20 protein-coding genes are annotated in these 25,383 nt (G+C 68.0%); 13 read left to right on the top strand and 7 right to left on the bottom strand.

Going from position 1 to position 25,383, the window contains the following annotated elements; genetic code table 11:
- Positions 1-5 precede the first annotated feature (5 nt).
- Genes BC1002_RS11375 through BC1002_RS11315 form a run of 13 tightly spaced genes read left to right on the top strand, consistent with a single transcriptional unit; the run spans position 6 to position 15,406 of the window.
- A complete protein-coding gene (locus tag BC1002_RS11375) occupies positions 6-647 on the top strand; it encodes a COG4648 family protein (RefSeq protein WP_238537890.1) in 642 nt (213 codons plus the stop codon).
- Positions 647-2,332, top strand: a complete 1,686-nt coding sequence (locus BC1002_RS11370) for an ApeI family dehydratase (RefSeq protein ID WP_013090184.1) — start codon at positions 647-649, stop codon at positions 2,330-2,332. Before BC1002_RS11375 ends, BC1002_RS11370 begins: the two co-directional genes overlap by 1 nt.
- On the top strand, positions 2,332-4,068 hold the full coding sequence (locus BC1002_RS11365) for a glycosyltransferase family 2 protein (protein ID WP_013090183.1): 1,737 nt from the start codon (positions 2,332-2,334) through the stop codon (positions 4,066-4,068). The genes BC1002_RS11370 and BC1002_RS11365 overlap by 1 nt, the downstream gene beginning before the upstream one ends.
- A complete protein-coding gene (locus BC1002_RS11360) occupies positions 4,055-5,677 on the top strand; it encodes an HAL/PAL/TAL family ammonia-lyase (RefSeq protein ID WP_013090182.1) in 1,623 nt (540 codons plus the stop codon). Before BC1002_RS11365 ends, BC1002_RS11360 begins: the two co-directional genes overlap by 14 nt.
- Entirely contained in the window at positions 5,674-6,114 is a 441-nt protein-coding gene (locus tag BC1002_RS11355; RefSeq protein ID WP_013090181.1) for an acyl-CoA thioesterase, read from the top strand. The genes BC1002_RS11360 and BC1002_RS11355 overlap by 4 nt, the downstream gene beginning before the upstream one ends.
- Complete coding sequence (locus tag BC1002_RS11350) at positions 6,102-6,812, top strand: outer membrane lipoprotein carrier protein LolA (protein ID WP_013090180.1); 711 nt, start codon at positions 6,102-6,104, stop codon at positions 6,810-6,812. Before BC1002_RS11355 ends, BC1002_RS11350 begins: the two co-directional genes overlap by 13 nt.
- Positions 6,812-9,271, top strand: a complete 2,460-nt coding sequence (locus BC1002_RS11345) for an MMPL family transporter (protein WP_013090179.1) — start codon at positions 6,812-6,814, stop codon at positions 9,269-9,271. Before BC1002_RS11350 ends, BC1002_RS11345 begins: the two co-directional genes overlap by 1 nt.
- Complete coding sequence (locus BC1002_RS11340) at positions 9,268-10,449, top strand: beta-ketoacyl-[acyl-carrier-protein] synthase family protein (protein ID WP_013090178.1); 1,182 nt, start codon at positions 9,268-9,270, stop codon at positions 10,447-10,449. Before BC1002_RS11345 ends, BC1002_RS11340 begins: the two co-directional genes overlap by 4 nt.
- Positions 10,449-10,943 carry a hotdog family protein gene (locus tag BC1002_RS11335; protein ID WP_013090177.1) on the top strand — a complete coding sequence of 165 codons (495 nt, stop codon included), beginning with the start codon at positions 10,449-10,451 and terminating at the stop codon, positions 10,941-10,943. Before BC1002_RS11340 ends, BC1002_RS11335 begins: the two co-directional genes overlap by 1 nt.
- Positions 10,940-11,665 carry a 3-ketoacyl-ACP reductase FabG2 gene (locus tag BC1002_RS11330; RefSeq protein ID WP_013090176.1) on the top strand — a complete coding sequence of 242 codons (726 nt, stop codon included), beginning with the start codon at positions 10,940-10,942 and terminating at the stop codon, positions 11,663-11,665. Before BC1002_RS11335 ends, BC1002_RS11330 begins: the two co-directional genes overlap by 4 nt.
- Complete coding sequence (locus tag BC1002_RS11325; RefSeq protein ID WP_013090175.1) at positions 11,665-12,888, top strand: beta-ketoacyl-ACP synthase; 1,224 nt, start codon at positions 11,665-11,667, stop codon at positions 12,886-12,888. The genes BC1002_RS11330 and BC1002_RS11325 overlap by 1 nt, the downstream gene beginning before the upstream one ends.
- On the top strand, positions 12,885-14,165 hold the full coding sequence (locus tag BC1002_RS11320; RefSeq protein WP_013090174.1) for a beta-ketoacyl-[acyl-carrier-protein] synthase family protein: 1,281 nt from the start codon (positions 12,885-12,887) through the stop codon (positions 14,163-14,165). The genes BC1002_RS11325 and BC1002_RS11320 overlap by 4 nt, the downstream gene beginning before the upstream one ends.
- Positions 14,162-15,406 carry an NAD(P)/FAD-dependent oxidoreductase gene (locus BC1002_RS11315; RefSeq protein WP_013090173.1) on the top strand — a complete coding sequence of 415 codons (1,245 nt, stop codon included), beginning with the start codon at positions 14,162-14,164 and terminating at the stop codon, positions 15,404-15,406. The genes BC1002_RS11320 and BC1002_RS11315 overlap by 4 nt, the downstream gene beginning before the upstream one ends.
- Positions 15,407-15,429: 23 nt before the next feature.
- On the opposite strand, the gene guaD is transcribed toward BC1002_RS11315, so the two are convergent.
- The 7 genes from guaD to BC1002_RS11280 form a co-directional block, all read right to left on the bottom strand.
- Positions 15,430-16,794 carry a guanine deaminase gene (gene guaD / locus BC1002_RS11310; protein WP_013090172.1) on the bottom strand — a complete coding sequence of 455 codons (1,365 nt, stop codon included), beginning with the start codon at positions 16,792-16,794 and terminating at the stop codon, positions 15,430-15,432.
- 145 nt (positions 16,795-16,939) lie between these two features.
- Positions 16,940-17,989, bottom strand: a complete 1,050-nt coding sequence (locus BC1002_RS11305) for an adenosine deaminase (protein ID WP_013090171.1) — start codon at positions 17,987-17,989, stop codon at positions 16,940-16,942.
- A gap of 45 nt (positions 17,990-18,034) precedes the next feature.
- Positions 18,035-19,051: a xanthine dehydrogenase accessory protein XdhC gene (xdhC, locus tag BC1002_RS11300; RefSeq protein WP_013090170.1), complete on the bottom strand. Its 1,017-nt coding sequence runs from the start codon at positions 19,049-19,051 to the stop codon at positions 18,035-18,037.
- Positions 19,032-21,521, bottom strand: a complete 2,490-nt coding sequence (gene xdhB / locus BC1002_RS11295) for a xanthine dehydrogenase molybdopterin binding subunit (protein ID WP_013090169.1) — start codon at positions 21,519-21,521, stop codon at positions 19,032-19,034. The genes xdhC and xdhB overlap by 20 nt, the downstream gene beginning before the upstream one ends.
- On the bottom strand, positions 21,521-23,059 hold the full coding sequence (gene xdhA, locus BC1002_RS11290) for a xanthine dehydrogenase small subunit (RefSeq protein ID WP_193373023.1): 1,539 nt from the start codon (positions 23,057-23,059) through the stop codon (positions 21,521-21,523). The genes xdhB and xdhA overlap by 1 nt, the downstream gene beginning before the upstream one ends.
- A 316-nt stretch (positions 23,060-23,375) precedes the next feature.
- The gene (locus BC1002_RS11285; RefSeq protein WP_013090167.1) at positions 23,376-23,885 is read right to left on the bottom strand and encodes a disulfide bond formation protein B; all 510 of its coding nucleotides are present in this window, start codon (positions 23,883-23,885) and stop codon (positions 23,376-23,378) included.
- A gap of 94 nt (positions 23,886-23,979) precedes the next feature.
- Entirely contained in the window at positions 23,980-25,359 is a 1,380-nt protein-coding gene (locus tag BC1002_RS11280; protein ID WP_013090166.1) for an amidase, read from the bottom strand.
- Positions 25,360-25,383: the final 24 nt, after the last annotated feature.

Genomic DNA, 25,383 nt, shown 5'->3' with positions numbered 1-25,383 from the left:
TGCAGATGTCGGAGCCACGTCACGCCGCAAGCGGGTCCGGCGCGCGGCCTCGCTGGAGCAGGGCAGTCGTGCTGGTGCTGCTGAAACTCGCTTACCCCGTCCTGATCCTGTGTGCGTGGCGCTGGGACGCGCCGCGTCTCGTCGGCGGCATGCTGCTCGTGACCTTGTGGTTGCAGCGCTGGGCCGGTGGGGGGCCGGCCGCGATGCCGCTGCGGCAGCTTTCCAGACTCGACTGGAGCGTGGTGGCGATGCTGAGCTGCGCGTCGGCGACGATCGTCGTCACCGATAGCGAGCTGCTGCTGCGCTTCTATCCGTTGCTCGTCAATCGCGGTTTGCTGGTCGCGTTCGGCGCGACGCTCGTGCGCGGGCCGTCGATGATCGAAAAATTCGCGCGCCTCGGCAGTCCCGATCTGCCGCCGGGCGCGGTGCGTTATACGCGGCGCGTGACCCAGGTCTGGTGCGCGTTTTTCGTGCTGAACGGTGCGTTTTCCGCCTATACCGCGCTCTATTGGAGCCGCGCGGCCTGGTCGCTGTACAACGGCGCGATCGCCTATGTACTAATCGGCGTGCTGCTGGCGGGCGAATACGTGTGGCGACGCCTGTTCGTGCTGCCGCGCGCCGCGCGTGCCGGTTCGGAGTCGGCCTGATGATCGCGTTGCATGATCTGTTGTCGGCCGATGCAGCGCCCGCCGCACTGGTGTGCCGCGACGGCGCCGTGCTGCTCGATCGCACGGCGTTTCGCGCGCGCGTCGCGGCCTTGATCGAGTTCGTGCAGACGCACCGCGCGCGTCGCTGCGCGCTCTGTATCGACGATCCGTTCGAGTTCGCCTGCGCGTTGTTCGCTCTGTTCGCTTGCGGCAAGGAGCCGGTGATTCCTGCGAATGCAACGCCGGGCTACCTCGCCGATCTCGCGGACGCATACGACTTCCTGCTGACGGATGCGGGTCTGCCGCCGTTCATCGCAGCGACGCATGTCACGGCTCACAGCGCCTACCCGATCGACCCCCACGCACCGCTGACGCTGTACACATCGGGCAGCAGCGGCACACCGAAGCCGATCCGCAAGACGCTCGCGCAATTCAACGCCGAAGTCCACACACTCGAACAGCAGTGGGGCGCATTGCTCGGCGACGCGACGATGCTCGCGAGCGTGCCGCATCACCACATCTACGGTCTGCTGTTTCGCGTGTTGTGGCCGCTCGCGGCCGGCCGCGCGTTCGATCGCGCAATCGGCATGGAGCCGCTGCAGCTGCAGGCGCGTATCGCGCAATGCGGTCCGACTGCGGTCGTGTCGACGCCCGCGCAACTGTCGCGCTGGCCCGCGTTGCCGGGCTTCGGCGCGCTCAAGCCCGCGCCGTGCGCGTTCTTTTCGTCGGGTGGCCCGCTCGCGGCCGACGCCGCGCAGGCCTATGCGGCGAGTCACGGCGCGGCGCCGCTCGAAATCTACGGCAGTACGGAAACCGGTGGAATCGCGTGGCGGCGTCAGGATCAGGGCGACGCGTGGCAGCCGGTCGCCGGCGCCGAGGTGCGCCGCGACGACGACGGCGCGCTGTGCGTGCGCTCGCCGCATCTCGATCACGACGGCTGGCATCGCACGGGCGATCGGATCGTGTTCGACGCCGACGGGCGCTTCCGTTTGCAAGGGCGCCTCGACCGCGTGCTGAAGCTCGGCGGCAAGCGCGTGTCGCTGCCGGAGCTCGAGGCGCGTCTCGCGTTGCATCCGTATGTCGCGCAGGCGGCGCTGGTGCCGCTCGAAGGCGCGACCCGCGAACGGGTCGGCGCAGTGGTCGCGCTGACCGAAGCGGGCGGCGCGACACTGCGTGATGAAGGCCGCGTCGCGCTCGCGAAAACGCTGCGCCGGCATCTGGCCGATTACTTCGATGCGGTCGTGCTGCCGCGTCACTGGCGTTTTCGTGCGAGCCTGCCCTTCGATGCACGCGGCAAACTGCCCGCGAGCGCGGTCGCGGCCGCGTTCGCGCCGCTCGACGAGGGCATGGAAGTGCTGGCCGAAACGCGCGTAGCGAACACACTGCACTACGTGCTGCGCGTGCCGCCGTCACTCCAGCATTTCGCGGGCCACTTTCCGGGTCTGCCGATTCTGCCTGGCGTCGTGCAGGTCGACTGGGCGGCGCGGCTCGCGGCCGGGCATTGGCCGCGGGTGCGCGCGGTGGCGTCGGTCGATCGGCTGAAATTCATGGCGCCGGTGTCGCCCGGTGCGGTGCTCGAGCTCACGCTCGCCTACGATGCCGCGCGCCGGCGTGTGCAGTTCGCGTACCGGCTCGATGGACGTGAATGCGCGTCGGGCGTGCTCGTGCATCGGGAGGACGCGTGATGAAGTTCGCGCCCTGCATCGTCATTCCGATCTACAACCACAAGGACGCGATCGGCGCGACGGTCGCGCATCTCGCGGTGCACGGCTTGCCGATCTTCGTCGTCGACGACGGCAGCGACGAGCCGACCCAGCAGGTACTCGCCGCGCTCGCGCTGCAATACGCGCAGCAGATGACGCTGCTGCGTCTGCCCGAAAACGGCGGCAAGGGCGCGGCGGTGATGGCAGGCCTGCGCGCGGCGCGCGCCGCGGGCTACACGCACGCGCTGCAGATCGACGCCGACGGCCAGCACGACGCGAGAGACATGCCGCGCTTCATCGCTGCCGCGCGCGCCGAACCCGGCGCGGTGATTCTCGGCCGTCCCGTGTACGACGACAGCGTGCCGAAGGCACGTCTGTACGGCCGCTATCTGACCCACGTGTGGGTATGGATCGAGACGCTGTCGCTGACAATCCGCGATTCGATGTGCGGCTTTCGTCTGTATCCGCTCGCGCTCGCGTGCGAGCTGATTGACAGAGTGCGGCTGCCGACGCGCATGGATTTCGACATCGAGATCCTCGTGCGTCTGCACTGGCGGCGCGCCGCGTTCCGCTCGATCCCGACGCGCGTGACCTACGCGGCCGACGGCGTGTCGCATTTCGACGTGCTGTGGGACAACGTGCGCATCAGCCGCAGCCATACTCGGCTCGTGTTCGGCATGCTGTGGCGTCTGCCGATGCTGCTCGCGCACAAGCTGATGCCGCGCCGTGGCGCGCGCGACGACACAGCGGACGAATCTGCCGACGAACCCCGACCCGAAGCGTGGTGGCGCATCGCCGAACGCGGCAGCCGCGTCGGCATGAGCCTGCTCGCGCTGAGCTGCAAGCTGTTCGGCCGCCGCTTCACCGCGCTGTGGCTGCATCCGGTCGTCGCGTACTTTCTGCTGACCGGCCGCGCCGCGCGCGCCGCGTCGGCCAACTACTTCACGCATCTGAACGCGGTCGCGCCGTCGGCGGATACGCCGCGCCCGGGCTGGCTGTCCGCGTATCGCCACATGCTCGCGTTCGCGCAATCGGGCTTCGACAAGCTCGCCGCATGGACCGGCCGCGTCGACGACACCGAAGTCACATTCGACGACCCCGCGGCATTCGAAGCATTGATCGCGAGCGGCAAGGGCGCGCTAGTGATCGGCGCGCACCTCGGCAATCTTGAGATGATGCGCGCGCTCGCGATCCGCGGCGATCACGCGAAGGTCACGGCGGTCGTCTACACTGAGCACGCTCGCCGCTTCAATCAGGTGCTGGCGTCGTCCAATCGCGACTTCGCGCGGCATCTGCTCGAAGTCGGCGACTTCGGTCCCGAGACCGCGGTGCTGATGCAACAGCGCATCGACGCGGGCGAGCTGCTGGTGATCGTCGGCGATCGGGTGCCGGCGCGCGAGGCGGGACGCACCACCGACGCGCAGTTCCTCGGCGCGAGCGCGCCGTTCGCGCAAGGGCCCTACGTGCTCGCGCATGCGCTCGGCTGTCCGGTTTACCTGTTCTTCTGCCTGAAGGAACGCGACGGCTATCGCATGTACTTCGAGCCGTTCGCCGAGCGAATCGAGCTGCCGCGCCGCGAACGCGCGCAGCATCTGGCCGCGTGGGCACAACGCTACGCGCTGCGGCTCGAACACTATTGCCGCAAGGCCCCTTATCAATGGTTCAACTTCTTCGATTTCTGGGCCAGCCCCAAGCGAGGCGCGAATGGCCGAACATGATCTGAACGAGGTGCAACGCGCACGTGTTGTTGCGAATACCGCCGCGAAGGTGGAGGCCGGCTGCGCGCCCATCGTCGTCGGCGCGCGCCGACTGAAGATCGAAGAGGTCGTCGCGATTGCACGCCAGCGTGCGCCGGTCGCGCTGAGCGACGATCCCCTCTGGCGTGCGCGCATCGAGCGCGGCGCGGCGTTCCTGCGCCGCCAGTTGGCCGCCGGCGCGACCGTGTACGGCGTCAACACCGGTTATGGCGACGCCTGCGTCGTCGACGTGCCGATGGCGCTCGTCGACGCATTGCCGCTGCAACTGACGCGTTATCACGGCTGCGGCATGGGCGCGTATCTCGACGACGCGCAGACCCTCGCGGTGATCGCCGCGCGTCTGAATTCGCTCGCGTATGGTTTTTCGGGCGTGCGCACGGTGCTGCTCGAACGGCTCGCCGCCTTGATCAATCATCGCGTGTTGCCGCGCATTCCGGCCGAGGGCTCGGTCGGCGCGAGCGGCGATCTGACGCCGCTGTCGTACGTGGCGGCGCTCGCGGGCGAGCGCGACGTGCAGTACGCCGGTATCTTGCGCGCGGCGCGCGACGTGTGGACCGAACTGGGCGTGGAGCCGCTGACGCTCGCGCCGAAGGAAGGCCTCGCGCTGATGAACGGCACCGCCGTGATGACGGGTCTCGCGTGTCTCGCGGTGGCGCGCGCGGAGCACCTGACGCGGCTTGCCGCTCGTTTGACCGCGCTGGCGACCGTCGCGCTCGACGGCCGCGCCGCGCACTTCGACGCGACGCTGTTCGACGTGAAGCCGCACGCGGGCCAGGCCGAAGCGGCCGGGTGGATTCGCGCCGATCTGGCCGGCCGCGCCGACACGCCGGGGCATCGACTGCAGGACCGCTATTCGATTCGCTGCGCGCCGCATGTGATCGGCGTCGCACGCGATGCGCTCGGCTGGGTGCGCCGCGACGTCGAAAACGAGCTAAACAGCGCGAACGACAATCCGCTCATCGATCCTGACAACGAACGCATCTTGCACGGCGGCAATTTTTATGGCGGCCATATCGCCTTCGCGATGGATGCGCTGAAGGTGGCGGTCGCGAATCTGGCCGATCTGATGGACCGGCAGCTTGCGCTGCTGGTCGATGTCAACTTCAACAACGGCTTGCCGCGCAATCTGTCGGGCGCAGCGCCCGAACGCGCGGCGATCAATCATGGCTTCAAGGCCGTGCAGATTTCGTCGTCCGCATGGACCGCCGAGGCGCTGAAGAACACGATGCCCGCGAGCGTGTTTTCGCGCTCGACCGAAGCGCACAATCAGGACAAGGTCAGCATGGGCACGATCGCCGCGCGCGACTGCCTGCGCGTGCTCGAATTGACGGAACAGGTCGCCGCCGCGCACACGCTCGCAACGGTGCAGGCCGTGCAGTTGCGCTTGCGGATCGACAGCGCGACGCCGGTGCCCGCGCCGCTGCGCGCATTTGTCGACGACTTGGGGGCGCATTCGCCGTTCGTCGACGAGGACCGCGCGCTCGAAGGCGAGCTGCGCGCGCTCACCGCGCGCATTGCCGCGTGCGAACTGCTGGACATGATCGACGATCAACAAGGAATCAATCTATGAGCGAGCCCGCGAAAACGCAGCACGTGCTCGCCGCGAGCGCGACCGTCGAAGTGCCGTTTCACGACGTCGACGCGATGAACGTGTGCTGGCACGGCAACTATCTGAAGTACTTCGAGTTGGGCCGCGCGGCGCTGTTGCGCGCGTTCGACTACGACTATCGCCAGATGCGGGCGTCCGGCTATCTGTGGCCGATCGTCGAGGCGCATCTGAAGTACGTGCGGCCCGCCTTGTACGGACAGAAGCTCGAAGTGCGCGCGGAACTGCTCGAATACGAAAACCGCCTGAAAATAGGCTATGAAATCGTCGATTGCGCATCGGGCGCGCGGCTCACGAAGGGCTATACGATCCAGGTCGCCGTCGATGCTGCCACCGAGGAATTGCAGTTCGTGTCGCCGCAGGTCGTATTCGAAAAGCTGGAGCGCGTATGGGGACGATGAATCGCTGCGCGCTGCGCGCGGTCATGTCGAGGGCGGCAGGTGTGATCGGCATGATAGCGGCGCTTGCATTGCCAGCGGCGTCAACCGATGCGGCCACCGCCACCAACCCAGCCCCTGCCTCTAACGCCGCTAACAACGCCAACGCCGCGCTAGTCTCGCAGATCGCCGCGCATCTCGCGCAGGCCAAAGGCGTCCGCTCGCAATTCACGCAGACCCAGACGCTCGCCGCGATGAAGCAGCCGCTCGTCAGCAACGGCACCTTGCTGTTCTTCCGCGAGCGCGGCGTGATCTGGCAAATCGACACGCCGTACAAGGCCACCTACGTGATCACCGATGCTGGCGTCGCGCAGGTCGACGCCAGCGGCCGACGCGTGAGCACACATAGCGCGCAGGCCACGCGCGGCGTCGCGCAGGTGTCGAAGATGATGCGCGCGATGTTGGGCGGCGATCTGTCGGCGCTGTACTCGCAGTTCGACGTCAGCGCCGAAGGCAGCGCCGCGCAATGGCGCATGCGTCTCACGCCGAATCAACCGCAGCTCGCGCAATCGATCAAGGGCCTCGACATGAGCGGCGGCGATTATCTGCAAAGCCTGCGCATCACACTCGCGAACGGCGACGTCACTAAGCTCGAGTTCGCGAACAGCACGGCCGTCGCCGAGCCGACGCCGGACGAGCGCAGCCTGTTCGGAGCGCCGTGATGGACATGCTGCAGCAGCGATCCGCGAAGCAGGCATGGGGCGTGCGCGCCGCGTGGCTCGTGCTTGCGCTGCTGGCGACGCTCTATTGCGGCTGGCGCTTCGCCGGAGCGTCACCGCTCGAAACCAATCTGCTTGCGCTGCTGCCCGCCACCGAAGCGGACCCGGTCGCCGAAAAAGCGGTCGACACGCTCGCGAGCGCGCTCGGCGATCGCACCGTGCTGCTCGTCACGAGCCACGACGATGCACATGCGAAAGCGGCCGCGAAGCAACTGGGCGCGGCGTTGCAAAAGAGCGGCGCATTTGCGTCGGTGACGGCCGAACTGCCGCCGTTCGACCTGTCGCAGATCGCGGCGCTGTATCTGCCGTACCGCTTCGGCCTGCTCGCGCCGGCCGATCGCACCGCGCTCTCGAGCGCCAGCGCCACGACGCTGCACGACATGCTCGCGCAGCGCATCTACAGCCCGCTGCAAGGCGGCCTCAGCACGCAACTCGGCGACGATCCGTTCGGCTGGCTCGAACGCTGGCTCGGCGATTTGCCGCTCGCGACCACGAATCTCGAAGTCGAGGACAACCTGCTGGTGTCGCATCGTCACGACGCACAGGGCGACACGACCGGCGTGCTGATCATCGCGACGCTGCCGGGCTCCGCTTATGAAACGAAGACGCAGCGCGCGGTACACGCGGCGCTCGCCGATGCGGAACACACGTTGCGCCAGGCGTTCCCCGATGTATCGGTGGCGCGCACCGGCGCCGTGTTCTACGCCGAGGCCGCGCGCAGCGCTGCCGAACGCGAGGTGCACGTGATCGGCATCGCGTCGCTATGCGGCATCGCGCTGCTGATGATGTGGGTGTTCCGCTCGCCGCGTCTGTTGCTGTTCGGCTTCGTCTCGACCGCGCTCGGCATCGTGTGCGCGCTCGCGGTGACGCTGCTGATCTTCGGCAAGCTACATCTGTTGACGCTCGTGTTCGGCGCGAGCCTGATCGGCGAGGCCGTCGACTATTCGATCCAGTATTTCGTCGTCTATCTCGGCGCGGGCCGGGACTGGGATGCGCGGCACGCCGCGCGCAGCGTGCGGCCCGCGCTGAGCGTGGCGCTGGCGACGAGCCTGCTCGGCTACGCGATCCTGATGTGGGTGCCGTTCCCTGCGTTGAAGCAGATCGCGTGCTTCGCGATGGTGGGCATCACGACCGCATTCGCGTCGGTGCTGTGGCTGCTGCCCGCGCTGCTCACGCGCGCGCCGAAGCACAGCCCGCGCCGCCTGTTCGCGGGCGCGGCGCGGCTGCTCGCGCGCTGGCAGCATGCGCTCGGCGGCAAGCGCGCGTGGCTGGTTGCCGCGCTGCTGCTGATCGCGTCGGTGCCCGGCTGGCTGCGTCTGACCAGCGACGATGACATTCATCTGCTGATCCAGCGCGATGCGTCACTGGCCGCGCAGGAAGACGCAGTGCGCGCGGCGGTCGGCGTCGATAACAGTGCGCAATTTTTCGTCGTGCGCGGCGCGACCCCGGAAGCGGTGCTGCAACGCGCCGAAGCGCTCGCCGCGAAGCTCGATGCGCTGAACGGCACCCCCGATAGCGTCGGGGGTTATCAGTCGGTCGCGCAGTTCGTGCCGTCCGCGCAACGTCAAAGCGAAGATCGCGCGCTGCTTGCACAGCATGTGTTCGGCGACTCCACCGCGTTGCGTGCGACGCTGCTGCAAGCGGGCTTCAAGGACGAAGTTGCCGATGCGTGGCTCGCCGGCTTCGCTCAACCGTTCGCGCCGCTGACCGTCGAGCGCTGGCTCGCGGCGCCGTGGTCGCAGCCGTATCGGCATCTGTGGCTCGGAGCGGTGGGACCGAACGACGCGAATCAGGCGCATGAAACAAGCTACGCGGCCGTCGTGATTCCGCAAGGCGTGACGCCGCGCAACGAACCCGCGCTGATCGCGCTCGCGGGCGGCTTGCCCGGCGTTGTGTTCGTCGACAAGGCCGCGAGCGTGTCGAAGCTGTTCGGCGCGTATCGCGTGGACAGCGGCTGGTGGCTCGGCGGCGCGCTCGTGCTCGTGTGCGCTCTGCTGATGTTGCGCTACGGAGTGCGCGGCGGCATCGTCACGACCTTGCCCGTGCTGTTCGCGGTCGGCGTCGCGCTGGCGGTGTTCGGCTACGCGGGCGTGCCGCTCAATCTGTTCAACTGGCTCGCGCTGATGCTGGTGCTGGGCGTCGGCGCAAACTATGCGGTGTTCCTGCGCGAAGGCTGCGCGCGCGCGGACGCGGATCTCGGCGCGGTGTGGACCGGCGTGCTGCTGTCGGCGGCGACCACGTTGTTATCGTTCGGCATGCTGGGCGTCAGCGCGATGCCCGCGCTCAGGAGTTTCGGCGCGACGCTCGCGCTCGGCATCACGGTTGCCGTGTTGCTCGCGCCTATCGGCATGCCATCGACGAAGTCATCGGACAGGTCATCGGAATCACGGAGGGCGGCATGAAAGCGCCAACAGTCTATTTGCACGCGCTCGGCATGATCAACGCGCTCGGTGGCGACGTCAAAGAGATCGTGCCGGCGCTCGCCGCCGCGAATTCGCCCGGCATGGGCAACGTGCATACCGGAATCGGCGACGCGTTCGTCGGCAGCGTGCTTGCGCCGCTCGATCTCGCGCCGCGCGCCGATCTCGCGCGCTACGACTGCCGCAACAACCGGCTGCTGCTCACCGCGCTCGCGCAGATCGCGCCCGCGATCGAAGCCGCGCGCGAGCGCTATGGCCCGGAGCGCATCGGCGTCGTGCTGGGCACCAGCACGTCGGGCATCGAAGCGGCCGAAACCGCGTTCGTCTATCACGCCCGCGCCGGCGAGTTGCCGGAGAGCTTCAACTACCGGCAGATGGAAATCGGCACCGCCGCGCCATTCGCGGCCGCCGCGCTCGGCGTGCAGGGTCCGGCGTTTACGATTTCGACCGCGTGCACGTCGAGCGCGAAGGCGTTCGCGTCGGCGCGCCGGCTGCTGCAATTGCAGCTGTGCGACGCAGTCGTCGTCGGTGGCGTCGATTCGCTATGCGAGTTGACGGTGCAGGGCTTTGCGTCGCTCGAATCGACCAGCAGCGCGCGCACCAATCCGATGAGCCGCAATCGCCGCGGCATCAACGTCGGCGAGGGCGCGGCCGTGTTCCTGATGAGCCGCGACGAAGCCGCGGTGCGGCTCGCGGGCGTCGGCGAATCGAGCGACGCGCACCATATTTCGGCGCCGGACCCGCAGGGCGTCGGCGGCGAACTCGCGCTTCGCGACGCGCTCGCGGACGCGGGCATCGCGGCGTCGGCGGTCGGCTATGTGAATCTGCACGCGACCGCCACGCAGAAGAACGACGAAATGGAAGCGCTTCTGATGGCGCGCGTGTTCCCGGACGGGGTCGCCGCGAGCGGCACCAAGCCGTTGACCGGCCATCAGCTCGGCGCGGCCGGCGCGACCGAACTCGGCTTCGCGTGGCTCACGCTCGCGCATGAGAACGCGACGCTGCCGCCGCATCTGTGGGACGGCGAAGCCGATCCCGCGCTGCCGGCGCTCGATCTCGTCGACGGCCAGCGCTCTCTACCGAGCGCGGGCGCGCAGTACGCGATGAGCAATTCGTTCGCATTCGGCGGCAGCAATGTCAGCCTGATTCTGGCCCGGTGATGCGCATGACGACCCCGCTACCAACCGTCGAGCAACTCGTGCGGCAGCCGATCGAAGCGATCATCCCGCATCGCGGCAGCATGCTGCTGCTCGACGCGGTCGATACGTTCGACGACACGACGCTGAGCGCCTTCGCCAACGTGGACCCGCACGCATGGTATGCCGACACCGCCGGCGCGATGCCCGCGTGGATCGGCATCGAGGTGATGGCGCAGGCGATCGCCGCGCACATCTCACTTCTTGCGATGCGTGGCGGCGGCGAGGCGCGCCCGGGCGTGCTGCTCGGTTCGCGCAGCTATCAGGCGTTGCAGCCCGCATTCCGAAGCGGCGCGCGCCTGCGGGTTCACGTGAGCGAACTGCTGCGCAGCGACGCAGGCCACGGCGCCTACGAATGCACGATCGACGACGGCGACGCGCGCTGCGCCGAAGCCGTGATCAAGGTGTTTCAACCGCCCGATTTCCTGTCATTCATCGAAGGGAGTATCAGTACATGAGCCGGCGAGTTCTCGTTACCGGCGCAAGCCGCGGCATCGGCCGGGCGATTGCGTACAAGTTGGCCGCCGACGGTTTCGCCGTGACCGTGCATTGCCGCACCGGGCGCAGCGAAGCCGACGCGGTCGCGACGGGCATCGCCGCGCAGGGCGGCACGGCGCGCGTGCTGCAATTCGACGTGCGCGAGCGCGCCGCGTGCCGCGAGGCGCTCGAAGCCGACGTCGCCGCGCACGGTCCGTACTACGGCATCGTGTGCAGCGCGGGAGTCACGCGCGACGCGGCGTTTCCGGCGCTCACCGAGGAAGACTGGGACGTCGTGATCGAAACCGGCCTCGATGCGTTCTACAACGTCGTGCATCCGCTGACGATGCCGATGGTGCGCGCGCGCCAGGGCGGCCGCATCGTCACGATTGCATCGGTGTCGGGCGTGATGGGCAATCGCGGCCAGGTCAACTACAGCGCCGCGAAGGCGGGACTGATCGGCGCGACCAAGGCGCTCGCGGTCGAACTCGCGTCGCGCAATATCACCGTCAATTGCGTCGCGCCGGGGCTGATCGAAACCGGCATGCTCGAACAGGTCACGGTCGACCACGCGCTGAAGACCGTGCCGATGAACCGCGTCGGCCAGCCGGCGGAAGTCGCGTCGGTGGTGAGCTTTCTGATGTCGGATGGCGCGTCGTACGTGACGCGCCAGGTGATCGGCGTGAACGGCGGGATGGTCTGATGAAGCGCGTCGTCATCACCGGCATGGGTGGCGTAACCGCGTTCGGCGATAGCTGGGATGCGGTCGAAGCGCGCCTGAAGCGCGGCGAGAACGCGGTGCGCCGCATGCCCGAGTGGGATTACTTCGAGTCGCTGCATACGCGGCTCGCGTGTCCGCTGCCCGGGTTCACGACCCCCGCGCATTACCCGCGCAAGAAGGTGCGCTCGATGGGCCCAGTGTCGCTGTACTCGGTGCGCGCGAGCGAACTCGCGCTCGCCGACGCGGGGCTCGCCGAAGACCCGGCCATCGCCGACGGCCGCATGGGCGTCGCGTACGGTTCGTCGTCGGGCTCGGTGCAGCCGATCCGCGCGTTCGGCACGATGCTCGAAACCGGCTCGATGAACAACGTCACGTCGAACAGCTACGTGCAGATGATGCCGCACACGACGGCCGTCAACGTGAGCCTGTTCTGGGACCTCAAAGGCCGCATCATCCCGACCTCGTGCGCGTGCGCGTCGGGCAGCCAGGCGATCGGCTATGCGTACGAGGCGATCCAGTCCGGCAAGCAGACGCTGATGCTCGCGGGCGGTGCGGAAGAGTTGTCGGGTCCGGCGGTCGCCGTATTCGACACGCTGTACGCGACCAGCACGCGCAACGAGCCGCAGCTGACGCCGCGTCCGTTCGATGCCGCGCGCGATGGTCTCGTGGTCGGCGAGGGCTCGGCGACGCTGGTGCTGGAAGAGTACGAGCACGCGCTGGCGCGCGGCGCGCGGATTCACGCCGAGGTGGTCGGCTTCGGCTGCAACTCGGACGGCGCGCACATGACGCAACCGACCGCCGACACGATGGCGCTTGCGATGCAGCTCGCGCTGCGCGACGCGCAATTGGCGCCCGAAGCGATTGCCTATGTGAACGCGCACGGTACGTCGACCGATCGCGGCGACATCGCCGAAAGCCATGCGACCGCGCAGACTTTCGGCGCGCGCATGCCGATCAGCTCGCTGAAAAGCTATGTGGGCCATACGCTCGGCGCGTGCGGCGCGATCGAGGCGTGGTGGACGATCGAGATGATGAAGCGCAACTGGTACGTGCCGACGCTGAATCTCGACCACGTCGATCCGGCTTGCGCGCCGCTCGATTACATCGTCGGCGGCGCGCGCGCGATCGACGCCGAGTATGTGATGAGCAACAACTTCGCGTTCGGCGGCATCAACACGTCGCTGATTTTCCGGCGCGTTCGATGAGCGGCGGCCTGCAACGCGTCGTCGTCACCGGCATGGGCATCGTGTCGTGTCTCGGCAATACGCTCGATGAAGTTTCCACTGCACTGCGCGCGGGGCGCTCGCGCATCGAGCGTATCGACGCGTGGCGCAAGCGCGGTTTTGCATCGCAGGTCGCCGGCGTTGCGTCGGTCGCGCACGAGGCGCCATTCGAGCGCAAGCTCGAACGCTTCATGGGCGACACCGCGCGCTTCGCGTGCCACGCGGCGCAACGTGCGATTGACGATGCGGGGCTCGACCTCGCTTCGTTGCAGTCGCCGCATGCGGGCGTCGTGATCGGCTCGGGCGTCGGCACGTTGGCGAGCTACGACGCGGCGCTCGCGACCGCGCAAACGCGCGGCGTCGACAAGGTGCCGCCGTACACGGTGCCGCAGGCGATGAGCAGCACCGCGTCGGCGAACGTCGCGCAGATGTTCGGGCTCGAAGGCGTCAGCTATTCGCCGTCGTCGGCATGCACGACGTCGGCGCTCGCGATCGGGCAGGCGATGCAGCTGATCCAGACCGGCCGCCAGCAGATCGTGCTCGCGGGCGGCAGCGAGGCGCTGCACGACAACACGACGCTGATGTTCGACGCGATGGGCGCGTTGTCGCGCGGCTTCAACGACACGCCGCTGAGCGCATCGCGGCCGTACGACACGCAGCGCGACGGCTTCGTGATTGCATCGGGCGGCGGCGTGCTGGTGCTCGAAGCGCTCGATCATGCGCTCGCACGTGGCGCATGCATCTATGCGGAGCTGACGGGCTTCGCCGATTGCACCGATCGCGCGGGGATGATCGCGCCGCGCGCGGCCGGCATTGCACGTGCGATGCGCGGCGCGCTGGAGCAGGCGGGCCGGCGTCCCGACTACGTGAATACGCATGCGCCGTCGACCCCGCTCGGCGATCTCGAAGAGCTGCACGCGTTGCGCGACGTGTTCGGTGCATCGGCGCAAGGCGTGCCTGCGTTTTCGTCGACCAAGGGCATGACAGGGCATTCGCTCGGCGCGTGCGGCGCGCACGAGGCGATCTATACGCTGCTGATGATGCGCGACGGCTTTATCGCGGGCACGGCGCTGGTCGATACGCCGGAGCCGCAAGTGCGCGACCTCCCGCTCGGACGCGTGACGCGCGACGCGCGCATCGACACGGCGATGTCGGTCTCATTCGGGTTCGGCGGTAGTTGCGCCAGCCTGATGTTCGAAGCATGGCGCGGCGCGCACACGGAGCGGCCACCCATGCAAACGGTTGGAGGAGTGATTTGAACAGCGATTCTTCAAAGCGGACCGTGGTCGACGCCGCGATCATCGGCGCGGGTCCGGCCGGCGCGGTAGCTGCCGCGCTATTGCGCCAGGCGGGCCGCTCGGTACTGGTGCTGGAGCGTCAGCACTTTCCGCGCTTCTCGATTGGCGAGAGCCTGTTGCCGCAAAGCATGGCGTACCTCGAAGAGGCCGGCATGCTGCAGGCCGTCGTCGAGGCGGGTTTCCAGTACAAGAACGGCGCGCACTTTGTGTATCGCGACCAGACCTCGTCGTTCGACTTCCGCGACAAGCATTCGCCTGGCTGGGGCACCACGTACCAGGTCGAGCGCGCGCTGTTCGACGACGTGCTGATTCACTGCGCGGCCGCGCAGGGCGCCGACGTGCGCTTCGGCCACACGGTGAGCGCGGTGCAGACGGGCGAGGCGCCCGTGCTCGACGTCGTCGATGAAGCGGGGCGCGCGTATCAGGTCGAAGCGCGTTTCGTGCTCGATGCGAGCGGCTTCGGGCGCGTGCTGCCGCGTCTGCTGAAGCTGGAGACTCCGACGCGCATGCCGACGCGCGCCGCATTGTTCACGCACGTGCGCGACGGCCTCGCGCTCGACGACATCGATCGCAACAAGATCTGCATCGCGACGCATCCCGAGCGTCGCGACGTGTGGTTCTGGATGATTCCGCTCGCGGGCGGCCGTTCTTCGGTGGGGTGTGTCGCCGAGGCGAGTTTTCTCGACGTGCCGGAAGGGGAGCGCGAGGCGACGCTGCGCGCGCTGATCCAGCAGGAGCCGACGCTGAACCGGCTGATCGGCCACGCGCCGTTCCTGATGCCGGTGCGGAGAATCGGCGGCTACGCGGCGAACGTCGCGAGTTTGCACGGGCCGGGCTATGCGCTGCTCGGCAATGCGGGTGAGTTTCTCGATCCGGTGTTTTCGTCGGGGGTGACGATTGCGCTGCGCTCCGCGCATCTGGCGGCGCGCGCGCTGAACCGGCAGCTCGACGGCGAGCAGGTGGATTGGTCAGCCGACTACGACGTGCCGTTGCGCAAGGGCATCGACACGTTCCGCGCGTTCGTCGAACGCTGGTACACGGGCGAGTTGCAGGACATCATCTACTACCCGGAGCAGGTGACGCCGATCCGTCGGATGATCTGTGCGGTGCTCGCCGGTTACGCGTGGGACGAGTCGAATCCGTATGTCGCGGACCCGGTGCGGCGGCTCGACGCGTTGCACGAGGTGTGCAAGGCGGGCTGAGGCGCGCCTCGGCCGAGCCAGCCTCAGGCCGCGATCTTCGCGCGCCCCGGTACGTGCCGGCGCGCGTCGTCGCGGCGATGCACGCGCTTGCCGGCCGCATACGTTTCATACACCGCGCGATCGTCGCCAAGCAGCGCGAACGCGAACAGCAGCTCTTCGAGCGATTCACGCCGCGCGGTGCGGCGCGCGAGCAGCGGCGTCGCCTGCGGATCGAGCACGACGAAGTCCGCTTCGGAGCCGTCCCTCAGCGTGCCGATCTTGTCGCCGAGATCGAGCGCTTCGGCCGCCCCGGCGGTCGCCAGATAGAACATGCGCGTCGCCGTCAGATGGTGGCCGCCGAGGCGCGCAACCTTGTGCGCTTCGTTCATCGTCTGCAGCATCGAGAACGACGTGCCGCCGCCGACGTCGGTCGCGAGCGCGATCGGCATGCCGGCCGAGTCGGCCCTGTCGAAGTCGAACAGGCCGCTGCCGAGGAACAGGTTCGACGTCGGGCAGTGCGACGCGAGCGCGCCGGTTTGCGCCATGCGCTTGCGGTCCTCGTCGTCGAGGTAGATGCAATGGCCGTACACCGCGCGACGGCGCAACAGGCCGTAGTGATCGTAGATGTCGAGATAGCTGCGGTGGCCGGGGAACAGCTCGGCGACCCATTTCACCTCGTCGGTGTTCTCGGCGACGTGGCTCTGGATGAACACGTCCGGATGCAGTCGCGCGAGCGCGCCGCAGGCTTCGAGCTGCGCCTCGGTCGAGGTCGGCGCGAAGCGCGGCGTCAGCGCGTACATCTGGCGGCCGCGATTGTGCCAGCGGCCGATCAGCTCGGCGCTGTCGTCGTAGCCCGATTGCGCGGTATCGCGCAGGAACTCGGGGCAGTGGCGGTCCATCAGCACCTTGCCCGCGACCATGCGCAGATTGCGCGCATCGCTCTCGGCGAACAGGGCATCGGCGGATTCCTTGTGGACCGTGCAGTACACGAGCGCGGTCGTCGTGCCGCAAGCGAGCAGTTCGTCGACGAAAAAGCTCGCGGTGTCGCGCGCGTAGTCGATGTCGGCGAAGCGACGCTCGGTCGGGAACGTGTACGTATCGAGCCACGGCAGCAGACCCGGCGCCGGCGACGCGATCATGTCCGTCTGCGGATAGTGGATGTGCGTATCGATGAAGCCCGGCACGATCAGCTTGTCGCGCCGCTCCACGACTTGCGTGCCTGGCGCAAGCCGCGAAGCGAGCGCCGCATACGCGTCCGCCGCGACGACGCGGCCGTCTTCGACGATCAACAGACCGTCCTCGTGGAACACCGCGGCGTTCGGCGCGTGCGCCGGATCGCCGTTGAAGGTCAGCAGCGGCGCACGGAATGCCGTTTGTGCCGCTTGCGCGGTATGAGCCGATTCAGTCATGGAAAAGCTGTCTCCGAATGTTGAAAGCTGGGCGGCGCAGGCAGCGGTTGCCCGGTTCGGGCCATTGCCGTCTCCCGAACGAAGCGAATCCGCTGGCCGCCGACGTCAGTCGAGGCCGGTCAGTTGAAATCCATCAACGCGCGGCTCACTGCCGCCAATGCGCGTCGAGCTTACCGATCAGCATCGCGCGTTCCTCGGGCGTCACGAACGACGCCTCGAAGCCGTTGCGGATGATCGTGTAGACCTCGGCGTCGTCGAGTTTCAGCGCGTCGATCGTCGCTAGATAGTTCGCGTTAACGTAGCCGCCGAAATAGGCCGGATCGTCGGAATTGACGGTCACCGCGACGCCGCGATCGAGCAGGTCCTTCAGTGTGTGTTTGGTCAGGTCGTCGAACACGCACAGCTTCAGATTCGACAGCGGGCAAACGGTCAGCGCGACGCGCGTGTCGGCAAGGCGCGTGACGAGCGCCGGGTCCTCGATGCTGCGTACGCCGTGATCGACGCGGTCGACCTTCAGCACGTCGAGCGCTTCGTAGATGTAGGAGGGCGGGCCCTCTTCGCCCGCATGCGCGACGAGCTTCAGACCGAGCGCGCGCGCCTTCGCGAACACGCGCTCGAACTTCGACGGCGGATGGCCGCGCTCCGACGAATCGAGCCCGACGCCGATCAGCCGATGCTTGTACTGCTCGAAAAGGGGCAGCGCTTCGTCGAAGGTGGCGAGCGCATCGTCCTCGGACAGATGGCGCAGGAAGCACAGGATCAGCTTGCTCGTCATGCCGCGCTTTTCCGCGTCGGCCAGCGCGCGTTCGATGCCGGCCACTACGGTTGCGATCCGCACGCCGCGCTCGGTGTGCGTCTGCGGGTCGAAGAAGATTTCGCTATGCACGACGTTGTCGGCGACACAGCGCTCGACGTAGGCCATCGTCATGTCGTAGAAGTCCTGTTCGTGCAGCAGCACGCTCGCGCCCGCGTAGTAGATGTCGAGGAACGATTGCAGATCGGTGAACGCATAGGCGGCGCGCAAGGCTTCCACCGAGTCGTAGGCGAGCTTGACGTCGTTGCGCTGCGCGAGCGCGAAAATCAGTTCGGGTTCGAGCGAGCCTTCGATATGGATATGCAGCTCGGCCTTCGGCGCGCGCGCGGTCTTGTCGGCGAGCGTAACGACGGCAGCGGGGGTAGCGGTTGTCGTATTCATGGTGATTTGAAATTGTGTGGAGTAATGAGCGGCGCGGCTCGCGGATCAGACCGCCTGCGTCGCGTGGCGCGCGCCCGCGTTCGCCTCGACCGCCTGCAGCACCTGCGCGGCCGCCGAGATCGCGATGACCTCCGGTGATTTGTCGACGATGCCGTCGACGCCGAGCGGACACTTCATCCGCGCGATCCGCGCCGGATCGATGCCGTGCGCCGCGAGCCGGTGTTCGAACTGCTTGCGCTTGGTGTGCGAGCCGATCATGCCGAAGAACGCGAAGTCGCCGCGCCGCAGGATGCGCTCGGCGAGGTCGAGATCGCGCGCGTGGTTGTGCGTCATCACGATGAAGTACGTGTTCGGCGCGGCCTGATCGATCGCTTCGTCGGGTGCGTCGTTCGCGTCGATCGTCACGTTCGGCGCATGCAGCGTATCGAGCGGCGGAAACTGCGCGTCGCGCTCGTCGACCCAGCGCACCGTGCAGGGCAGCGTGGCGAGCACGCGCACGAGCGCCGCGCCGACGTGACCGGCGCCGAACAGCACGACAGAGAATTCGCCCGGCGCGATGGTTTCGGTCAACAGCGCGCTGCTGTCGTCGAAACCGGCGCCGTCCCATAGCAGGCAGTCGGCGCCGTCGATGCCGGGCTCGGGCTCGGACAGCATCACCGCATCCGGCGCGGGGCCGAATGATACGCTACGCACCGTCGATTGCCCCGCCGCCAGACGCTTGGCGAGCGACGCGAGCCAGCCGAGATCGCCGACGTCGAGCCGCTCGAACGCGAGGACCACGGCGCCGCCGCAGCACTGCCCGAGGCTCGGCCCCAGCGCGAAGCGTTCGAGCCGCCGCATGTGCGGTGCGCGCATGCCGTCGCGCAGCACCTGGCGCGCGGTCTCGATCGCCTTCCATTCGAGGTGGCCGCCGCCGATCGTATGCCTGGCCGCCTCGCGCGTGACGATCATCTTCGTGCCGGCTTCGCGCGGCGCCGAACCTTCGACGCGCGCGACCGTCACCAGCACGGCCGCGTCGCCGTGCGCGAGCAGATGTTGCAGGTCAGTGAGCCAGGCTTGCATCCGGCGATTCTCCTTGCGGGGCCGCGTCAGGTGTCGGCGCGGCGGGTGGCGTGTGGGTGTCGGCGCTATCGGGGTGCGCGGCGGCTTCGGTCGGATCTGCGTGCTGCGACGCTTTCCACACACTCAACGCGTCCAGCGCATCGAGTATCGCCTCGGGCGTGGCCGGCGCGCGCAACGGCGGAGCATGTCGCGCGCCCGGCACCGCGGCCGCGATCGCATCGCGAATCGCAAAGAACACCGAGAACGGCAGCAGCAATGGCGGCTCGCCGACCGCCTTCGAGCGGAACACGGTCGGCTCGGTATTGCTGTTGTCGTAGAGCCGCACGTGGAACGCGGCTGGCGTGTCGCTGACCGCGGGAATCTTGTACGTCGATGGCGCGTGCGTCATCAGGCGGCCGTCACGGTTCCACCACAGCTCTTCGGTGGTGAGCCAGCCCATGCCCTGAATAAAGCCGCCTTCGATCTGGCCGAGATCGATCGCCGGATTGATCGATTGGCCCGCGTCGTGCAACACGTCCGCGCGCACGAGCTTCCACTCGCCGGTCAGCGTATCGATGACGACCTCCGACACCGCCGCGCCATACGCGAAGTAATAGAACGGATGACCGCTCAGCGTCTTCGCATCCCAATGCACTTTCGGCGTCGCGTAGAAGCCGTCCGACCATAGCTGCACGCGCGCAAGATACGCGGCGTTGACGAGCTGTTCGAACGGCAGCGCGCCGCCGTTTACCGACACGCTGCCGCGCGCGAACTGCACGTCGCTCGCGTCGCCGCCGAGCTGGCGCGCCGCGACTTCGGCGAGGCGCGCGCGGATCGTCTGTGCGGCGGCAACGGCTGCCATGCCGTTCAGATCGCTGCCGGTGGAAGCCGCGGTCGCGGACGTGTTGGCGATCTTCGACGTATCGGTCGCGGTCACGCGCACGCGCGATAGCGGCAAGCCGAACTGATTCGCGACCACCTGCGCGACTTTCGTATTGAGCCCCTGGCCCATCTCGGTGCCGCCGTGATTGACGAGCACGGAGCCGTCCTTGTACACGTGCACGAGCGCGCCGGCCTGATTCAGGAACGGCACGTTGAACGAGATGCCGAACTTGACCGGCGAAAACGCGAGGCCGCGTTTGAGCACCGGGCTCTTCGCATTGAATTCGGCAAGTGCCGCGCGCCGCGCGCGGTAGTCGCTCGAATCGAGCAGCGCGTCCGTCAGCGGCGTGATGATGTTGTCTTCGACGCGCTGCCCGTACGGCGTCGTATCGCGTTCGCCGACGCCGTAGTAATTCGCGAGCCGCACGTCGAGCGGATCGCGTCGCAATTCGCGCGCGATGCCGTCGAGCAGCACCTCCATCACGAGTGCGCCCTGCGGTCCGCCGAAGCCGCGAAACGCGGTGTTCGACTGCGTATTGGTCTTGCAGCACAGCGCGACGATATCGACGTCGGGCAGATAGTACGCGTTGTCGAAGTGGCATACCGCGCGGGTCGCGACCGCGCCGGACAGATCCGCGGAATAGCCGGCGCGCAGCGCGATTTCAACGCGCACGCCGAGCAGGCGGCCCTGATCGTCGAAGCCCGCCTCGTATTCGTAGACCGCGTCGTGGCGCTTGCCGGTGATCAGGAAATCGTCGTCGCGATCGGCGCGCAGCTTGACCGGCCGACGCAAGCGTTGCGCCGCGAGCGCGGCCACGCACGCGAAAAGCGCCGATTGCGATTCCTTGCCGCCGAAGCCGCCGCCCATGCGCCGGCATTCGCACACGACGTTATGCGCGGGCCAGTCGAGCATATGCGCGACCACTTGCTGCGTTTCGCTCGGATGCTGCGTCGAACTGTAGACGAGCATGCCGTCCATCTCTTTCGGCACCGCATAGGCGATCTGGCCTTCGAGATAGAACTGCTCCTGGCCGCCGACCTCGAACGTGCCGGCCAGCCGATGTGGCGCGGCGGCGATCTTCGCGTCCGGATCGCCCCGCCGCAGATGCAGCGGCGGCAGCACGAACTGCTTCGCGGCTTTGGCATCGGCGGCGGTGAGGATCGCGTCGAGCGGTTCGTAGCGGATCACGTCGTCGCTTTTCGCGAGCGCGGCCGCGCGGCGGGCGAGTTCGTGGCTCTCGGCGATCACCGCGAAGACCGGTTGGCCGAGGTACAGCACTTCGCCGTCGGCGAGGATCGGGTCGTCGTGCAGCACCGGGCCGCAATTGTTTTCGCCGGGGATGTCGTCGGCGCTCAGCACCGCGATCACGCCGGGCGCGTTTCTGACCGCATCGAGATCCATCGACACGATGCGCGCATTCGCATGGCGCGACAGACCGAGCGCCGCGTGCAGCGTGCCGTGCAGCTCGGCGATGTCGTCGGTGTAAGTCGCTTCGCCGCTCACGTGCAGCGCGGCGGATTCGTGCGGCAGCGGCACGCCGATCGACGCGCCGTCGCGTTGCTCGGTACGCTCACCCGCGCGTTCGATAAAGGCATCGGTGCGGTTCATCACGGCGACTCCTTCGCGACGGTTGCGTCGGGTTCGAACGCGAACGCATTGACATCGCAGAGCGCGAGCGGCGCGTCGTCGCGCGTTTCGAGGTAGAAGCGCCACAGCAGATTGCGCGCGACCTTCAGCCGATACGCGCTCGACGCGCGCATGTCGGTAAGCGGCTGGTAATCGGCGGCGAGCGCGTCCATCGCGCGGCGGGCGGTCTCGTCGTTCCACGTCGCGCTGTCGAGCCCGGCCTCGACATGCGCGGCGCGCTTCGGTGTCGCCGCCATGCCGCCGAACGCGACGCGCGCCGCGCGGATCGTGCCGTCTTGCGCGACGTGCAACGCAAACGCCGCACACACCGCCGAGATGTCCTGGTCGTACCGCTTCGCCACCTTGTAAGTCCGAAACCGCAGTGCGCCGGCCGGACGCAGCACGCGCAGCGCGCTGACGAATTCGCCTGCCGCGAGCGCGGTCTTCTGATAGCCGAGGTAGAACGCGTCGAGCGGCAGCGTGCGAGTCGCGCGATCGCGGCGCAGTTCGACCTCGGCGCCGAGCGCGAGCAGTGCCGGCATCGAATCGCCGATCGGCGAGCCGTTCGCGACGTTGCCGCCGAGCGTGCCCGCATTGCGGATCGGCAGCGATGCGAAGCGCGTCCATAGTTCGGCGAGCTCGGGGTAGTCGGCGGTGAGCGCCGCGTACGCGTCTTCGAGCGAGACCGCCGCGCCGATGGTCAGCGTTTGCGCGTCGCGCGCGATTGTCTTCAACTCGGCGACGTTGCCGATGTACAGCAGGTCGCCGAGATCGCGAAACTGCTTGGTGACCCACAAGCCGACGTCGGTGCTGCCCGCGACGATGCGCGCGTCCGGATGCTGGGCGCGCAACGTCGCGAATGCGTCGAGCGTGAGCGGGGCGTGGAAGGTGGGTGAGCCGAACGCGGCGCCACGGGTGTCGGGGGCGCTGTATTCGAACGTGTCTTTGCGCTGCAGTGTGCGCAGCGTGGCCGCGATCGCATCGCGATCTAGCGCGACCCGCGGATGCTGCGGGTAGTCGAACATCTTCTGCGCCGCATCGATGATCGGCCGGTAGCCGGTGCAGCGGCACAGATTGCCGGACAGCGCGGCGTCGATTTCATCACGGGTCGGCAGTCCGGCGCTGGCCGGCTGGTTTTCGTAGAGCGCCCACATCGACATCACGAAGCCTGGCGTGCAGAAGCCGCATTGCGAACCGTGACAGTCGACCAGCGCCTGCTGCACCGGATGCAGCGCGCCGTTCGCGGCGCGCAGGTCTTCGACGGTGAAGAGGGCGCGGCCATCGAGCGTCGGCAGGAACTGGATGCAGGCGTTGACCGCCTTCAGCGCGAGCTCGCCGCGCGCGTCCAGCTCGCCGATCACGACTGTGCACGCGCCGCAGTCGCCCTCCGCGCAGCCTTCCTTGGTGCCGGTGCAGCGTAAGTCCTCGCGCAGGTGCTGCAGCACGGTGCGCGTCGCCGGAACGCCCGCGACCTCGCGGACGGACCCCTGGTGATAGAAGCGGATGGTTTGCGTTGTCATGGCGACTCGGAAGACAGTGCGGACCGGGCGCGCGTTACGCATGGGGTCGCAAAAGCCGGCCTCGCGCACGTAGATCGCCATCCATACCCGAAGATAGCACTACCCCGGCCCGAAAATATTTCCCGCGTCGCATGAAGCTCATGCGGCGGCGATCATGATCCCGGTACGATTCGCGCGGCAGCGAGAAGTTGCGTGCGCGGGGCGGGGCGACAACAATGGCGCGCGTTCGTAGAACGTCGCGCAGAAAAAACGCCGGACTTCGGGGCCCGGCATCGGCGACACGAAGTCCGGCGTTATTGGCGATGCGGATCGGTCGTCAGGGCACCCGATGGCGATTGCGCACCAGGCTCAGCATCAGCGCGACGAACGCGACGATAAACGCGACGCCCGACCACATCGGCAGCGTCAGCCCGAGAATTGGCGGATATGCGGTTTCGCACAGGCCCGCGACCTTGAACACGCTCGGCAGCCAGTGCGCGGGCGGCAGGCTGTCGACGATCGGCTGCAGCTCGTCGAAGCCGCAGCTGAAGCCAGGATTCGCCTGGATGTACACATGGCGAGCGGCGGTCGCGATGCCGGCGAGCGCCGACAGCGCCGCCATCACTTCGAGCAGGCGCACGCCGCGCCAGTTCTTGAAGCGCGCGCCGAGGAACGCGAAGATCGCGATCAGCAGAAAGAAATAGCGCTGGATGATGCACAGCGGGCACGGGTCTTGGCGCAGGCCGAACTGCAGGTACAACGCGCCGCCTACGAGGGCGAGACAGATCAGGCCGAGCAGATTCAGCAGGGTGCGCTCGCGGCGCAGCATCGCGGAGTCGTTAGTCATGGATCTTCGATTGGTCTGGAGACGAAAGAGCGGGTGCCGGCGATTCTAGCGCGAACGCCTTTCGCGCCGCTTATCGCCTGACGATTGCCGCGCTTTAGCGGATCGCATTCAGCACCGCCTCGGCCGCGCGGCCGATCGCGAGCAGCGCGTCGTCGGCGTGCGGCGCGCCCGCCATCATCAGGCCGACGGGTGCGTCGCCACGCAGATGGCACGGCAGCGACAGCGCGCAGCTATCGAGGAAGTTGAACGCGCTCGGGTTGCGCAGGATCAGCGCGTTAGTGTGGCCAAACGTATCGTCGTCGGTGAGCAGGTCGGCGAGGCGCGGCGGCACGACCGGCACCGTCGGCGCGACGACCGCGTCGAAACGCTGCCACAGCGTGCGCGCGGCTTCATCGAGCATCGCGGCGCGCTCGGCGAGCAGGTCCAGGTAGTCGACCGCGGTGGCCGGCTGTCCTTTCATGATGCGCACGAGCACGCGCGGGTCGTACTGCTCGCGATGCTTGTCGAGCAGCGGACGATGCCACGCATACGCCTCGATTGGCGAAAAGCCGAAGCGGTTGATTTCCGCAAGGCGGTCGAGCGGCGCGAAGCGCACCTCGCTGACGATCGCGCCGGCCGCCTCCAGATGCTTGAGCGCGGTATCGATCGCGCGTGCGACTTCGGGCTCGACGCCGTCGGTCACGAAGTTGGTCAGCACGCCGAGGCGCACGCCTTCGAGTGGCCGCGCGGCCGGAATGCGCGGCTCGAGCCCGGCGAGCATCCGGTCGACCAGCGCGCAGCACGCGACCGACACGCCGATCGGCCCGAACGAATCGAGCGTCGACGACAGCGGCACGCCACCCTGCTTCGGGATGCGGGCGGCGGTCGGCTTGAAGCCGGTCAGCCCGCACAACGCGGCTGGAATGCGGATCGAGCCGCCGGTGTCGGTGCCGAGCGCGACTGCGGCCATGCCATCGGCGACCGATGCCGCCGCGCCCGACGACGAGCCGCCCGAAACCCGCTCGTCGCCCTTCACGCCGCGCCGGTACGGCGACAACGGATGGCCGTAGTGCGGATTCAGGCCAAGCCCGGAAAACGCGAACTCGCTCATGTTGGTGCGCCCGACGATCACGGCGCCGGCCCGCTTCAGCCGCGCGACCGCGACCGCGTCAGCTTTCGCGGGTGGCGCATCGGCGAGCACGACTGAACCCGCGCGGGTCTGCTGGCCTTCGATGTCGAACAGGTCCTTGACCGATACCGGAATCCCGGCGAGCGGCGACAGCACGGTGCCGGCCGCGCGCAGGCGGTCGTGCGCGTCGGCGGCGGCGCGCGCGGCGTCGGCGTCGACGTGCATGAAGACGGCGGCGCCCTGGCCGGCCGGGTCGGCGATCCGGTCGAGCGCGGTTTCGACGAGCGCGCGGCTCGTAGTGCGGCCGGCGGCGAGATCGGCGGCAAGCTGGGCAAGCGGCGGGAACGGGGCGAAGTCAGTGGCCATGATGTCGGTAGAAATCCGGTTGAG

The organism is Paraburkholderia atlantica, assembly GCF_000092885.1.
Lineage (GTDB): Bacteria > Pseudomonadota > Gammaproteobacteria > Burkholderiales > Burkholderiaceae > Paraburkholderia > Paraburkholderia atlantica.
This window is presented reverse-complemented; position numbering and strand designations above follow the sequence as displayed.